Origin of the sequence: Litoreibacter halocynthiae (genome assembly GCF_004365635.1) — a bacterium.
Classification (GTDB): Bacteria; Pseudomonadota; Alphaproteobacteria; order Rhodobacterales; family Rhodobacteraceae; genus Litoreibacter; species Litoreibacter halocynthiae.
Genome location: NZ_SOBH01000001.1, coordinates 635,536 through 648,733 on the forward strand (window position 1 = coordinate 635,536; position 13,198 = coordinate 648,733).

The window sequence follows — 13,198 nt, forward strand, 5'->3', positions numbered from 1 at the left end:
TAGAAAGACTGTTTCTAGATATTGAACATTGGTCGTAAGACCCCAAGCGCCTTGACACAGCGAGGCGGCATCATGGTTTTGATGCGACTCACAGGCGCTCGGCGCGGACAGCCTTAAGCCGCCGCGCCGGATTTTGATCGGCGCTTCAGTTCTTGAGCGTGGCCAAATAGGACAATATGAAGTCTTGAACGGTGCGGTCGGTGATGCCCACGTGACGCATTTTCGTGCCGGGCATGAAGCCTTGATTATCTTCCATCCACGCCCTGAGGGCGGCGGGCGTCCAAACGATTGGAGCATTGGCGAGCGTTTCTGAATACTCGTAATCGGCGACAGTACCGGCATGCCTGCCAACAATGCCGATCAGAGTGGGGCCGTATGACGGGTCAGATGAATTATCCGCATGGCACCTATGACACTCGGCATCGAACAGGGTTTTACCCGCTTCGACCTTTACGTTCTCAAAGGCAGTTCCGGCGAAGGCTGCGCTACTGGCAAGTCCTGCTGCAAAAGCGAGGCTGCTGAAAAATTGTGTGCGTCCCATATCAAATCTCCTGTTTAGGTCGTGTAAGGGATGCATGTGTCCGGGATGCGCTAAGTTGATCTGCATCAAGCTCTCGGCGGTTCTCACGTTATCCTTTGGTCGTATTTCAGCAGGGCTGACCAGTGGTAGTCTTGCGACAAACGGGAGGCATACATGACATTCTTTAAATCGCTCGGTGGCGCTATGGTCGCGGCCCTTTTGACGACGGCAGCTTGGGCAGAGGCTCCGGCATTGCGGGCTGCCGTTTTGAAGTTTGGCACCGTGAATTGGGAGTTGAACACGATCAAACAAAACGGGTTGGATGCCGCGAACGGCTTTGATCTGCAGGTGCAGGGCATGGCGGGCAGCTCTGCCGCGCAAGTCGCGTTTCAGGGCGGTGAGGCCGATGTGATCGTCTCCGACTGGCTTTGGGTCGCGCGGCAAAGGGCGTCGGGGAAAGATTATGTGTTCATCCCGTATTCCAAGGCGGTCGGCGGTTTGCTGGTCGGCAAGGACAGCACGGCGCAAACACTTGCAGACCTCAAAGGAACCAAGATCGGTATCGCGGGCGGGCCTTTGGATAAAAGCTGGCTAATTTTGCGCGCCTATGCCGAAAAGAACTACGGTTTGGATCTGGCCGCAGAGACCGAGCAGGTCTTCGGCGCCCCACCGCTGATCTTCAAAACAGCGCTGTCTGGCGAGACCGCCGGCGCGATCAATTTCTGGCACTTCATGGCGAAGATGGAAGCCGCAGGGATGCGCAAACTGGTGGACGTTGCAGATGCAGCCAGCGATCTGGGGCTCGACCCCAACACGCCGCTATTGGGCTATGTCGTGAAAGGCGAATTGCTACGGGATCACCCAGATCTGGTTAACGGGATGGCTGCGGCGTCGCGCGCCGCCAAGGAAATTCTGGCCGCGGACGACGCCGAGTGGGACCGCTTGCGCCCGAATATGAACGCGAAGACGGATGCCCAATTTGAGGCGCTGAAAGCGGGCTTCCGCGCGGGCATACCGGACGCGGGTCCCGTTGACGAGGCGGCGGCAGCCCGCATGCTCGCGCTTATGGTCAAGCTAGGGGGCGAAGACTTGTTGGGCAAAGCAACAGAGTTGCCCGAGGGCACGTTCTTGCAGAGCGGCAGCTGATGTGCTGCGCGCGGTGACCAGCAACACCACCTCAGGGCCGGACACAACGAGACCGGTTTTGAAGTTACAGATCACCTCGCTGGATTTTGGCGGCTTGCCGATTTTGGGAGAGTTGTCGCTTCAGGTCAAGCGAGGCGAGACGCTGGCACTGGTGGGGCCATCCGGCATCGGGAAGACGTCCCTTCTGCGGATCATTTCCGGATTGGAACGCGACTATCGCGGTCAGTGCCATGTCGAAGGCGTGGTTGCGATGGTGTTTCAAGAGCCGACCGTGCTGCCGTGGCGATCCTTGCGCGACAACATTTGCATCGCGTCCGGAGTCTCGGTGACTGAAGCGGATCAGGCATTGGCGGATGTCGGTCTTGCGGGCAGGGAAGATGATTTTCCGTCGCAATTGTCCCTTGGGCAGCAACGACGCCTGTCACTGGCCAGAGCTTTTGCTGTCAAACCAGACTTGTTGTTGATGGATGAACCCTTCGTATCACTCGACCCCGAGCTGGTTGCGGAGATGATGGAGCTGTTTGCCACTCTGAGAGCAGCGCATCAGGTGACCACAATTCTGGTTACCCATGTCGCAAAGGAAGCCCGAAAGCTCGCCGGCCGCATTGTTACTTTAGGGGGAACGCCAGCCAAGGTGATCAGCGATGTTCAGAACAAGGGCGCGTATTTCCAATTGTCGGCGTCCGGTGTCACTTCATCCAAATCATAGTCCGCGCCTTGCAGCCGCTTTGCAATCTGTAGCCCGTCATTGGCCGCCTCGTCGACATACTGACGCCCAAGGTCTTCATTCCGGTCAACACCGTAGCCACGGATTAAACCGATGCCGTAGTTGAATTTGCCAACAGGATCCCCCGCATCGGCTGCGCGCTTGTCCCATGCGGTGGCGGCGTCCGGATTGTATTCACCACCAAGCCCGTTGTTTTCCAGCTGGCTCATCCACGTCATCGCACCGGTATATCCCGCCTCCGCGCATTGTTTGAAGAACTTGCGCGCAAGATCGTGGCTTCCGGATTTGGTGACGTAATAGCCCATCGCGCAAGTTACCGTATCGGTCATTCCTAGCTCGATTTTACGCTTGAGCATGCCAATCCCCGTGTCTTGCGGGTTCAGTGTTCCGTGCTGTCCCTCAATGGTCCGCGAAGCTGTTTCGCCTGAAACGGCAGACACTGGAACAAGCAGGCAAGCAGCAATGAGGACAAGTCTGTTCATTTGCACATCTCCCAAGTTGTTGTGGCTAGAATAGCAAACCCCGCCTGAATTTCACCCACGTCATGGTCGTAGATTAGGTCAGCCTCTGCGACTTATTCCGGTTCGGGCGGGGTTATATCCCCACAGCGCAGCTGCGGTGAACATGCTTGTCACGAGCACTGTCCAAAGGAAGGCAGGTCCGTTGAAGCTGGCATAAAGCGCGAAGCGGATTAGCTCCACGGCGTGTGTAAACGGATTAAACGCGCAAATTGTGTAGAGCAGTTCCGAGGACTCCGCCATTTTCCAAAGTGGGTAAAGTGCGGAAGAGAGGAAGAACATCGGGAATATTACGAAGTTCATCACGCCAGCAAAGTTTTCCAATTGCTTGATAAAGCTCGACAAAAGCAGACCAAGCGCCCCAAGCATGACCCCTGCCACGACCAGCGCGGGCAGGACCGTGACATATCCGATAGCAGGCATGGTGATATCGAAAGCGGCTGCAATTGCCAGAAATGCATAGGCTTGCAGAACCGAGATGATGGTGGAGCCGAGGAGCTTGCAAAACAACAACCACCATCGTGGCAACGGGCTAGTCAGAAGGAGTTTCATCGAGCCCATTTCGCGGTCGTAAACTAAACTAAGAGAGGATTGCATCCCGTTGAAAAGAAGGATCATTCCGCACAATCCGGGCACGATGTAAGTCTCGTAGGTGATGTAGGTCTGGTAGGGCGGGATAATGCTCAGGCCAAGTGCAGCGCGGAACCCAGCGGCGAACACCAACAGCCAGATGAGCGGGCGGACAAGTGCTGCAACGAAGCGCTCGCGCTGGTGGATGAAACGCAACGCCTCGCGGGTAACGATGGCGCGCAGGGAGGTCAGGTAGGGGCTCATACTGTCGCCGCGGTGAGGTTTAGAAACCTGCTTTGCAGCGGGGCTTTACCGCTTATGTCACGCGCTGTTCCATCGGCCAGAATACGTGCTTGATGGAGGATAATGAGCCTATCGTCATCGCGCACTTCATCGGTTAGGTGGGTCGCCCAAAGGATTGTTGTACCGTCAGCGGTCAAGTCATGAACGTGACTTGTGATGGAGGCCCGTGCGGCGGCATCAAGGCCGACCGTTGGCTCGTCAAGCAGCAAAACCATGGGGTTATGGATCAAAGCTCGTGCGATTTCTGCGCGACGTTTGTGGCCACCGTTTAACGTGCGGGCCTTCTCGTCGGCGCGTTCCAGCATGCCTAGTCGGTCCAGTGATGCATCAATGCGGCGCGTTGCGTCAGCGCCGGATATGCCATGGAGCGCTGCGAAGTAAGACAGGTTCTGGCGCACTGTCAGGTCTAGATCCAAAGTGGTTTGCTGGAAGACAATCCCAAGCTGTGCCAATGCCTTGCGCGGCGATCGTGACAGATCGTGACCTGCGATCTCAATTTGCCCGTTCGGTGACACGAACAGTCGCGTCAGCAAGTTGAACAGCGTGGATTTTCCAGCTCCGTTCGGACCCAGCAGGGCGCAGAACTTGCCTTTCTCCAACTCGAAACTCACCTCGTCCAACGCGGTCTTCGCGCCGTAGTGATAGCTAAGATTGGAGACCTTCAGTCCAGTCATTCGATGGTGATTTCAACGCGTTGGGTTTCGCCAGTCGTCCCCGGTATTTTCAGATAATAACGTCCCGGCTTGATTGCCACGAACCCTATTTCCATTTCACCAGCTTCGTCAAATTCGATGCTGTCGAGGCCGAGAGGGCGGATTTCCAATCCTTCCACCACAATTTCGTCGATCCAGATCGCCCGAAAGAACTCTGGCCCGACCAAAGCCAGTTCCTGCGATCCGTCACCTTGGATCTCGAATTCGTAATATGTGCCGGATTTCAGAACCCAAGGGGCATCGGATAGTGGTGCGCCCGATGACAGGATAATTGGTGGCAGGTCTTCTTTGTTCTTGCCGGAGAGCAGTCCGGCTGCGCCAAAGCCTTCTGCATGTACTGCGGAGGTGGCGAGGATGAGGGCCAGGAGAACTGAGCGCATGGAGTTTCCTTTCGAAGTTGGTGAGGAAATTCAGGAAGGTGGTCCCTAGGGGCGAAACGCTGCGCCCCAAGGAAAACGACCAACCTTGATGGATTTGAGTGCTTTGCGTGAAGCGACGTCAACAACGGTGACGTCGCCGGACACGCCGTTCGTCGTGAACAGTTGCGATCTGTCGGCGTTGAAGGCCATGTGCCAGACGCGGCGGCCGACAAGGATGTAATCTTCGACCTCATACGTCGCAGCATTCACAACAGCGAGGTGATTTGAGGGGCCGAGAGCAACAAAGGCGTGTGTGTCGCCTTCGGTAAATTCGAAGCCGACTGGTTGAACGCGATCAGGATGAACGCCTTGAACCTCAAAGCTGATTTTCGCCTTCTCGGTTTGCGTCGCCGTGTCGAAAACAGTGATCGTGCCACCAATCTCCGAGCTGACCCACATCTCGGAGCCATCCTTGACGAACTCGGCGTGACGCGGGCGGCTGTCGACCAAGGTATTTGCGAATAACTGCTGGGTCGCGGTGTCGATCCAATGCGCCATATTCGTGGTTTCGGAGGTGGTAATCGCGACCTTGCCATCGGGGGAAACAGCCATTCCTTCCGGCTCCACGCCGACGTCGATTTGCGCAACGACCTTGCGGCTTTCTACGTCGACCACCGTGGTAATCGCGTCGTCTTCATTGGCGATATAGAGGTGTTTGTCATCTGGGTGTAGGACGAATTGTTCCGGGTCTTCGCCGGACGGAAGGTCATGAAGGATTTTGCCAGTGTTCGGGTCCATGACTTGCACCGCGTCACTGTCTGATGCGCATATATATACGCGTGAGAAGTCCTTGGAGAATGTAATCCCCCTCGGGCGCTCGCCAGTTTCGTAGGTTTGGATGACCTCCAAGGTTTCGGTTGAGATGACCGAGACGGTATCGTCTTTCTCGTTCGTGACCCAGATTTCACCGGCGTGGGTCGTCGTTGAGCAGAGCAAGAAGGCGGTGCCGCCTGCGATGACATGTTTTGAGATGGGGAGCATTATTGGAAGGCCTCGCATTGGCTTTCGGGGCGATCGAGCCCCAGTGAATCAAGTTCGTTCGTTTGGTGCAGAAACCCTTCAAGCGGGGCTTGGGCCACCAAGGCGCGCGGGTGGGCGATGGCGATGGGTTGGCGTAGTTGCCCGTTCCATGCGCGATAGGTGAGCGGGCGGCCTTTGAAACCGGCAAGCTCGAAACTGTCAGACAGAATGTAGCTCCGCAGCGTGTCGGGGTCCGCGCTATTGGTGCGTGTCACGGCTTCGCCCAAGCTGCGCATGGCGGCCCAAGCGGCATAGTCTTGCGAAGCCATGTCGCGTGCGTGGGCCTCGGAGAAACGGCTTTGTAGTTGCGCCGCACCCCACTGCTCGATCACGGGGGACCACGTGACGGCAGACAACCCTTCGGAACCCACAACAGGGCGCGCCTCCCAAGTGTTATACAAAACGTAGCGACCGAAATCGTGCAACTCATCCGCCACGATCAAGGCGTCGTAGTCGCCGAGGTCTTGCGTGAACAAAGGAATTTCCTGAGACGCCGTGCGGCGCATGTCGGCATCAAACGCCCAAGACTTTTCTTCGGATAGCGCCATCCCGAACTTCTTGAGAGAGCGGCGCATGGCTTCGGCATAGGCTTGGTCTTGCGCATAGCTGCCAGAGATCATCACCAGATCGTCCCAGCGTCTTTGGACGAAAAACTGCGCCAACGCGTCGGTACGCATCGCGTCGGAAGGCAAGCTGTGCAGAAGGTTGGCACGACACTCTGTGTCACGCAATGAAAGCTCCCCGGCAGATGTGTTGAACAAGATAGCGCCCTGCGCCTCGGGCAGATCCGCGATTGCGGTGAGCGTCTCGGCGGGGGCGTCCAATAGAATGAATGAGGTCGATTGCAGGAGATCGCGGGCGGGCTCCAAAGGGTCTTCTCCAATGGCCACTTCGACTTCGGTCAGGCGATAACCATGGCCAAGAAACTTGCCGGTGGTCAGATTGTCTTGCAGACCAGTTTGTGCGCCTGCCAAGCCAATGTTGGCAGGAACGGGATCGAGATTAGACAGTGTCGGAGGGCGGGGCGCTTCGACACTGAGATACCCAACATTCAGCGCAACGTCAGCCGATGCGCCTTGCCCGCAAAGCAAGGCGGTTGCCAGAATTATGACCCGATGCATAAAGTGTCCTCCCTTACCGTTGAGGCTAACAAGCCACTTACGAGCGGTCGAATGAGACTTTGGTCGCGAAGTCCGGCGGACCACAACCAAAGTCCAATACCGCAGAGCATCGGGCCTGTCATAAAAGCAGTTAAAGGGAAATGCGCCGTTCTGGGAGGACAGGAATGCACAACACTTCGTTCAAAGGTTTATTGACTGCAGGTGCCGTCTTTGCGGCAACCACTTTGGCCTATGCACATGGGGATGTGAACCCGCAGCCCGTTGATACCGCAGGCTTGCCGGAGACGGGTGAGGAATGGTTGACAGAAAACCCTTACCGCGCCTCCGAAGTAGGGGAAGAGGTTTGGCGGAAAGCTGTCGAGATCGGCTCTTCCGGTTACAACCAGAACTGCGCGCGCTGCCACGGTTTGGAAGTGGTTTCAGGTGGCTTGGCCCCGGATTTGCGGTTCCTTGAGGCTGAAGAATACGGCGACGAATGGTACGTTGAGCGGTTCCGCACTGGTTATACCCAAAACGGCATTACCAAAATGCCGGCATTCGGCGAACTGCTGGGACAGGATGCAGCCTGGGCCATCCGCACTTATATTGAGACCCGTCCTGACAGCGATGCGATGGAAGAGGTCTCGGACGAGCTCAAGGAATTGCGTGACCAGTTGGCGGGCTATGCGACCGATGCGAATGGCGCAGACGCAGATGCGATCAGAGCGCGCTTGACCGAAATCGCAGGCAGTATCGAAACCCTGTCGGGCGCACCTGTTGCTGACTCGGTCGCGTATCGTGCGGCGAACCTCATTGATGGCACAACTGATGCCTATAAATCGGCAGCGGAAACGCTGACCATCGGCCTGTCTGCAGCGCACTGACAATGATGCGCGGCGTAAAGCGTCTCTCCCTGGTGGTTGTGGGCTTGCTCTTGGCGGGGCAGGCCCACGCTGCTGATCCCTGCGCAGACTATATCCCGCAAGAGCGCCCGCAAAATGTCGGGCGCGATGTTGTCGGGCAAGAACTAGATGTGCTGCAGGATCAAGGACACATGCTTTTTGCCGTTTATGCAGACTATCCACCCTACAGTTGGGAGGAGGCTGGCAAGGCGCAAGGCGTAGATGTCGAGATCGCCAAATTGATTGCGGCAGATTTGGGTATTGAGGCGCGGTTTAATTTTGTCGCCGCCGGTGAAAATCTAGAAGCCGACCTGCGCAACAATATCTGGGTGGGGCCAATCGTCGGGGGACGCATTTCCAACGTGATGATGCGGATCCCATATGACAGCGCTTTCAAGTGCCGCGTAGAGCAAGTGGTGTTCACAGGGCAATACGCGTCCGAGTCCATTGCGATTGCCTACGACAAACAGAGCTACCCTGACGAAAAGCCGGTGCCCGCCTATTTCAGGTTTGATCCTGTTGCAGTGGAGAACGACTCGATTTCTGACTTCTACCTGTCATCCTTTGCGGGTGGTCAGCTTGCCAATCACGTGCAGCGCTTCGCGGATATGGGACTTGCTATGGAGGCGCTCGTGGGTGGTCAGACCAAGGCTGCGATGGGCCCGTTGGCGCAACTGGAATTTGGACTAAACGACAGCACTGCGGTGCATCAACCACCTCTCGCAGGCTTCGCTGTAAGCAAGTGGACGCTGGGTGTGGCAGTGAATTTTCGCTACCGCCCCTTGTCTTACGCTGTTGATGACGCCATCAATTACGCGCTGCAAGACGGTCGCATCGCGAAAATTTACGAAAGTTTCGGGCTGAGTTTTCAGCCCCCGGATCGCTGATGCTGCAAGCGCTTCTACGCCCTTAGTCTCATAGGCGGGGGCAGGACGTGAACGTAGATTAGCCACAACAAGGAAACGGAATCTGCCATGAATTTGAGTGACAGCCGAGAAATCAACGCTGATGTGGCCACCGTATGGGCCGCATTGCTGGACCCAGAAGTTTTGAAAGCCTGCGTGCCGGGATGCCAGGAAATGACCGGCTCTGCCGACGAAGGCTTTGAGGCGACAGTCGTGCAGAAGGTGGGGCCGGTGAAGGCGACCTTCAAAGGTGCCGTGCAGATGAGCGAGATTGTCGAGCCGGTGAGCATGACGATTTCGGGCGAAGGCAAAGGTGGTGCCGCTGGATTTGCCAAGGGTGGCGCTGATGTGCGTCTAGAGGCGCAGGGCGATAGCACCATTTTGCACTATGAGGTGGAGGCCAAGGTTGGCGGCAAGCTCGCGCAACTTGGCTCTCGCATCATTGACGGGTTCGCCAAGAAGATGGCGGATCAGTTCTTCAATAATTTCCAGGACGCCGTTGGCGCACCCGTCGCGGGCGAAGAGGAAGACGCCGCAGGTGGCAATGATGAGACAAAGAAAAAGGGCTGGTTCAAACGGCTGGTAAGCTGACGGATCGCGCCTGCAAGACAAAGATATCCAAGGGAGGATAGGATGACCAAAGTAACGATGACCATCAACGGCAAGTCCGTCTCGGGTGAGGTGGAGGGGCGCACGCTGCTGTCCTCTTTCTTGCGCGAAGACCTGCACCTGACCGGTACACATATCGGCTGCGACACCTCGCAATGCGGGGCCTGCGTTGTTCATGTGGACGGCAAGCCGGTGAAGTCCTGCACCATGTTCGCGGCGGAAGCCGACGGGGCTGATGTGGCAACCATCGAAGGTCAGGCCAACGCGGATGGTTCACTGAACGTGATCCAAGCGGCGTTTCAAGAGCATCACGGGTTGCAATGCGGCTTCTGCACACCGGGCATGGTGATGTCTGCGGCAGCTTTGCTGAAGGACAACCCCAAGCCGTCAGAGGCCGAGGTGCGCGAGTATCTTGAAGGCAACATCTGCCGCTGCACGGGCTACCACAACATCGTCAAGGCAATCATGGCCGCGTCCGGACAGGACGTCAGCGCCATCGCCGCCGAATAATACAGATAATTAGGGAGGAATTTTCATGCCCAAAGATGGTGGAATTGGCGCGCCGACGCGCCGCCGCGAGGACGTCCGCTTCCTGACCGGAACCGGTCAGTATTGCGATGATATGAATATGTTCGGCCAGACGGCGGCGGTATTTGCGCGCTCGACCGTGGCCAATGGTGTGATCAAAAGCATCGACACTTCGGCGGCGGAAGCCATGCCCGGTGTGTTGGCGGTGTTCACGGGCGAAGACTTCGTTGAGGTCGGCGGCAACCCTGCGGGATGGCTGATCAACTCGCGCGACGGCACGCCGATGCACGAGCCCAAGCGCCCAGTTTTGGCGCACGGCAAAGTCCGTCACGTTGGTGACGCCTATGCGGCAGTTATCGCTGAAACAATTGAACAGGCTAAAGACGCGGTTGAGGCCATCGAGGCCGACATTGAAGAATTGCCTGCCATTGTGAACATGAAGGACGCTTTGGCGGCCGACCACTTTGTGCATGACGAGATCGGCACCAACCAGTGTTTCGACTGGGGTTGGATCGAAGACAACCGCGCCGCAACGGATGCTGCCATCAAAGGTGCGCATCACGTCACGACGCTGGAGTTGGTGAACAACCGTCTGGTGCCAAACGCGATGGAGCCACGCTGTTCCATGGCGCAATACAACCGCGCCAACGACGAATACGTGCTGCACACCACAAGCCAGAATCCGCACCTGACCCGGCTTTTGATCTCGGCGTTTGTGCTCGGCATTCCAGAGAATAAGCTGACCGTAATCGCACCTGATGTGGGCGGGGGTTTTGGCTCCAAGATCTACCACTACGGCGAAGAGGCCTTGGTGCTGGCGGCGGCCAAAAAGATTGGCCGCCCTGTGAAATGGACGGCAGATCGCACCGAAGCGTTCCTGACGGACGCGCATGGTCGTGACCACGTCACCAAGATCGAGTTGGCGCTGGATAAAGACGGCAACTTCCTCGCCTTCCGCACCGAAACCATGGCCAATGTTGGTGCCTACCTGTCGAACTTCTCGACCGCGACGCCAACCTTTCTGCACGGCACCTTGATGGCGGGTAACTACACCGTTCCCAACGTCTATGTGAACGTGAAGGCGGTCTTCACCAACACCGCGCCCGTTGACGCCTATCGCGGCGCGGGACGGCCGGAAGCCACGTTCTCGCTGGAGCGTGTCATCGACAAAGCGGCCCGCGAGATCGGGATGGACCCGATTGAGTTGCGCCGGAAGAACTTCATCAAGCCGGATCAGTACCCCTTCGCGAGTGCGGCGGGTCTGGAATATGACAGCGGCAACTATGACGCGCTGATGGACCAGATGGAGAAGGTCGCCGATATGGCCGGCTTTGAGGCCCGCCGCAAAGCGAGCGAGAAGAAGGGCAAACTGCGCGGCTTCGGCGTGAACGCCTATATTGAGGCTTGCGGCATCGCTCCGTCGAACCTTGTGGGTGTGCTGGGCTCTCGCGTGGGTCTTTATGACGCTGCGACTGTTCGGGTGAACGCGACCGGGAACCTCTCCGTCATGGTGGGCGCTCACTCTCACGGCCAAGGCCACGAGACGGCCTTCCCGCAAGTGGTGGCAGAAATGCTGGGCATTGATCCGCAAAGCATCGATATCGTGCATGGTGATACCTCCAAAATCCCGTTCGGGATGGGCACCTATGGCTCGCGTTCGCTGGCTGTCTGTGGCTCCGCCGTAGTGCGCGCCACCGAGAAGATCATAAACAAAGCCAAGAAGATCGCGGCCCACATGTTGGAAGCGTCCGATGGCGACATCGAGCTGAAAGACGGTGTGTTCTCGGTTGCTGGCACGGACAAATCGGTGACCTTCGGGGAGGTGGCGCTTAAAGCCTACATCCCGCATGAATTCCCGCTCGAAGATATCGAGCCGGGCTTGGAAGAGACCGCGTTCTACGATCCGGCCAACTTCACCTATCCGTCGGGCGCCTATTGCTGCGAGGTCGAGGTCGACCCCGATACCGGCAAGGTGACGGTGGAAAGCATGACCGCCGTGGACGATTTCGGCAACGTCATCAACCCGATGATCGTAACCGGTCAGGTGCATGGCGGCTTGGGCCAAGGCATCGGTCAGGCACTGTTGGAAAACACCACCTACGACGAGAACGGCCAGTTGCTGAGCGCGTCCTACATGGACTATGTCATGCCGCGCGCAGATGACCTGCCTTTCTACACCGTCGATCACAGCCAAGGGAATGCCTGTACGCATAACCCGTTGGGTGTGAAAGGTTGTGGCGAGGCGGGCGCGATTGGCTCACCTCCGACAGTGGTGAACGCAGTGATCGACGCGTTGCAATCGGGCGGCAAAAACGTCACCCATATCGACATGCCAATGACCCCGCATCGTGTGTGGTCGGCCATGCAGAACGCTTGAGAGGAGAGAGCACATGTATGCATTTGACATAGAGCGTCCCGCAACCGTGGCCGAGGCCGTAGCCGCGCTGAGCAATGAAGACGCGCAAGCGTTGGGGGGCGGGCAAACCCTGATTCCCACGCTGAAGCAACGCTTGGCCAGCCCAGAAAAGCTGGTCTCGCTGACTGGCGTGGCTGAAATGAAGGGGATATCCTCTGCGGGTGGTATTCTCACCGTTGGCGGTGGAACCACCCACGACGATGTTGCGGCGGATGGTAGCTACAAGGCGCTGTCGGAGTTGGCCGCGAATATCGGTGATCCGGCTGTGCGCAGTCGCGGCACGATTGGCGGCTCCATTGCCAACAATGACCCGTCTGCGTGTTATCCGGCGGCGGCTTTGGGGTCTGGCGCGACCATCGTGACCAATGAACGCGAGATAGCGGCGGATGACTATTTTGTCGGCATGTTCGAGACAGCACTGGGCGAGGGTGAGATCATCACCGCCGTCAAGTTTCCGATCCCCGAGAAAGCCAACTACCAAAAGTTCGTGCAGCCTGCCTCGCGTTTCGCGCTGGTCGGTGTGTTCGTGGCGAAAACGGCGGATGGAGTTCGGGTGGCTGTCACAGGGGCCTCCAACGAGGGTGTGCATCGCTGGAGCGCTGCCGAAGAGGCGCTGTCGAAAGATTTCTCGGCGGGTGCTTTGGATGGTCTCACCGTGAGCGCCGACGACTTGATCGCGGACTTGCACGGCTCGGCAGAGTATCGCGCGCATTTGGTTTCAGTGATGACCAAGCGGGCAGTCGCGGCTGCGTCGTAGCCCGATTTTCATTGAGTGATTGGCAGGCCCCGCCACCTTGGCGGG

Annotated in this window: 15 protein-coding genes; 8 read left to right on the top strand and 7 right to left on the bottom strand. The window is 57.6% G+C overall.

Annotation, left to right across the window (positions count from 1 at the left end; translation table 11 throughout):
- Window positions 1–145: 145 nt before the first annotated feature.
- On the bottom strand, window positions 146–541 hold the full coding sequence (locus BDE40_RS03200) for a c-type cytochrome (protein WP_134012762.1): 396 nt from the start codon (window positions 539–541) through the stop codon (window positions 146–148).
- 153 nt (window positions 542–694) lie between these two features.
- On the opposite strand from BDE40_RS03200, the gene BDE40_RS03205 reads away from it, so the two are divergent.
- Together BDE40_RS03205 and BDE40_RS03210 are read left to right on the top strand one after the other, a co-directional pair.
- The gene (locus BDE40_RS03205; RefSeq protein ID WP_134012764.1) at window positions 695–1,666 is read left to right on the top strand and encodes an ABC transporter substrate-binding protein; all 972 of its coding nucleotides are present in this window, start codon (window positions 695–697) and stop codon (window positions 1,664–1,666) included.
- A gap of 13 nt (window positions 1,667–1,679) precedes the next feature.
- Window positions 1,680–2,375 carry an ABC transporter ATP-binding protein gene (locus BDE40_RS03210; protein WP_134012766.1) on the top strand — a complete coding sequence of 232 codons (696 nt, stop codon included), beginning with the start codon at window positions 1,680–1,682 and terminating at the stop codon, window positions 2,373–2,375.
- On the opposite strand, the gene BDE40_RS03215 is transcribed toward BDE40_RS03210, so the two are convergent.
- The 6 genes from BDE40_RS03215 to BDE40_RS03240 form a co-directional block, all read right to left on the bottom strand.
- Window positions 2,315–2,875, bottom strand: a complete 561-nt coding sequence (locus BDE40_RS03215) for a tetratricopeptide repeat protein (protein ID WP_246030344.1) — start codon at window positions 2,873–2,875, stop codon at window positions 2,315–2,317. The genes BDE40_RS03210 and BDE40_RS03215 overlap by 61 nt on opposite strands.
- A 78-nt stretch (window positions 2,876–2,953) precedes the next feature.
- On the bottom strand, window positions 2,954–3,745 hold the full coding sequence (locus tag BDE40_RS03220; RefSeq protein ID WP_134012768.1) for an ABC transporter permease: 792 nt from the start codon (window positions 3,743–3,745) through the stop codon (window positions 2,954–2,956).
- The gene (locus BDE40_RS03225; protein ID WP_134012770.1) at window positions 3,742–4,458 is read right to left on the bottom strand and encodes an ABC transporter ATP-binding protein; all 717 of its coding nucleotides are present in this window, start codon (window positions 4,456–4,458) and stop codon (window positions 3,742–3,744) included. The genes BDE40_RS03220 and BDE40_RS03225 overlap by 4 nt, the downstream gene beginning before the upstream one ends.
- Window positions 4,455–4,877: a cupredoxin domain-containing protein gene (locus BDE40_RS03230; protein WP_134012772.1), complete on the bottom strand. Its 423-nt coding sequence runs from the start codon at window positions 4,875–4,877 to the stop codon at window positions 4,455–4,457. Before BDE40_RS03230 ends, BDE40_RS03225 begins: the two co-directional genes overlap by 4 nt.
- A gap of 45 nt (window positions 4,878–4,922) precedes the next feature.
- The gene (locus BDE40_RS03235) at window positions 4,923–5,897 is read right to left on the bottom strand and encodes a YVTN family beta-propeller repeat protein (RefSeq protein WP_134012774.1); all 975 of its coding nucleotides are present in this window, start codon (window positions 5,895–5,897) and stop codon (window positions 4,923–4,925) included.
- Window positions 5,897–7,057: an ABC transporter substrate-binding protein gene (locus BDE40_RS03240; RefSeq protein WP_134012776.1), complete on the bottom strand. Its 1,161-nt coding sequence runs from the start codon at window positions 7,055–7,057 to the stop codon at window positions 5,897–5,899. The genes BDE40_RS03235 and BDE40_RS03240 overlap by 1 nt, the downstream gene beginning before the upstream one ends.
- A 164-nt stretch (window positions 7,058–7,221) precedes the next feature.
- On the opposite strand from BDE40_RS03240, the gene pedF reads away from it, so the two are divergent.
- From pedF to BDE40_RS03270, 6 genes are all read left to right on the top strand, one after another.
- Window positions 7,222–7,920, top strand: a complete 699-nt coding sequence (gene pedF, locus BDE40_RS03245) for a cytochrome c-550 PedF (protein WP_134012778.1) — start codon at window positions 7,222–7,224, stop codon at window positions 7,918–7,920.
- Between the two features lie 5 nt (window positions 7,921–7,925).
- Window positions 7,926–8,825, top strand: coding sequence for a substrate-binding periplasmic protein (locus tag BDE40_RS03250; RefSeq protein ID WP_342774994.1), 900 nt, complete (start codon window positions 7,926–7,928; stop codon window positions 8,823–8,825).
- An 87-nt stretch (window positions 8,826–8,912) separates the two neighbouring features.
- Window positions 8,913–9,434, top strand: a complete 522-nt coding sequence (locus tag BDE40_RS03255; RefSeq protein WP_073140790.1) for an SRPBCC family protein — start codon at window positions 8,913–8,915, stop codon at window positions 9,432–9,434.
- A 42-nt stretch (window positions 9,435–9,476) separates the two neighbouring features.
- Window positions 9,477–9,962: a (2Fe-2S)-binding protein gene (locus BDE40_RS03260; protein WP_134012782.1), complete on the top strand. Its 486-nt coding sequence runs from the start codon at window positions 9,477–9,479 to the stop codon at window positions 9,960–9,962.
- 25 nt (window positions 9,963–9,987) lie between these two features.
- A complete protein-coding gene (locus BDE40_RS03265; protein ID WP_134012783.1) occupies window positions 9,988–12,357 on the top strand; it encodes a xanthine dehydrogenase family protein molybdopterin-binding subunit in 2,370 nt (789 codons plus the stop codon).
- A gap of 13 nt (window positions 12,358–12,370) precedes the next feature.
- Window positions 12,371–13,153, top strand: coding sequence for an FAD binding domain-containing protein (locus BDE40_RS03270; protein WP_134012785.1), 783 nt, complete (start codon window positions 12,371–12,373; stop codon window positions 13,151–13,153).
- Window positions 13,154–13,198 lie beyond the last annotated feature (45 nt).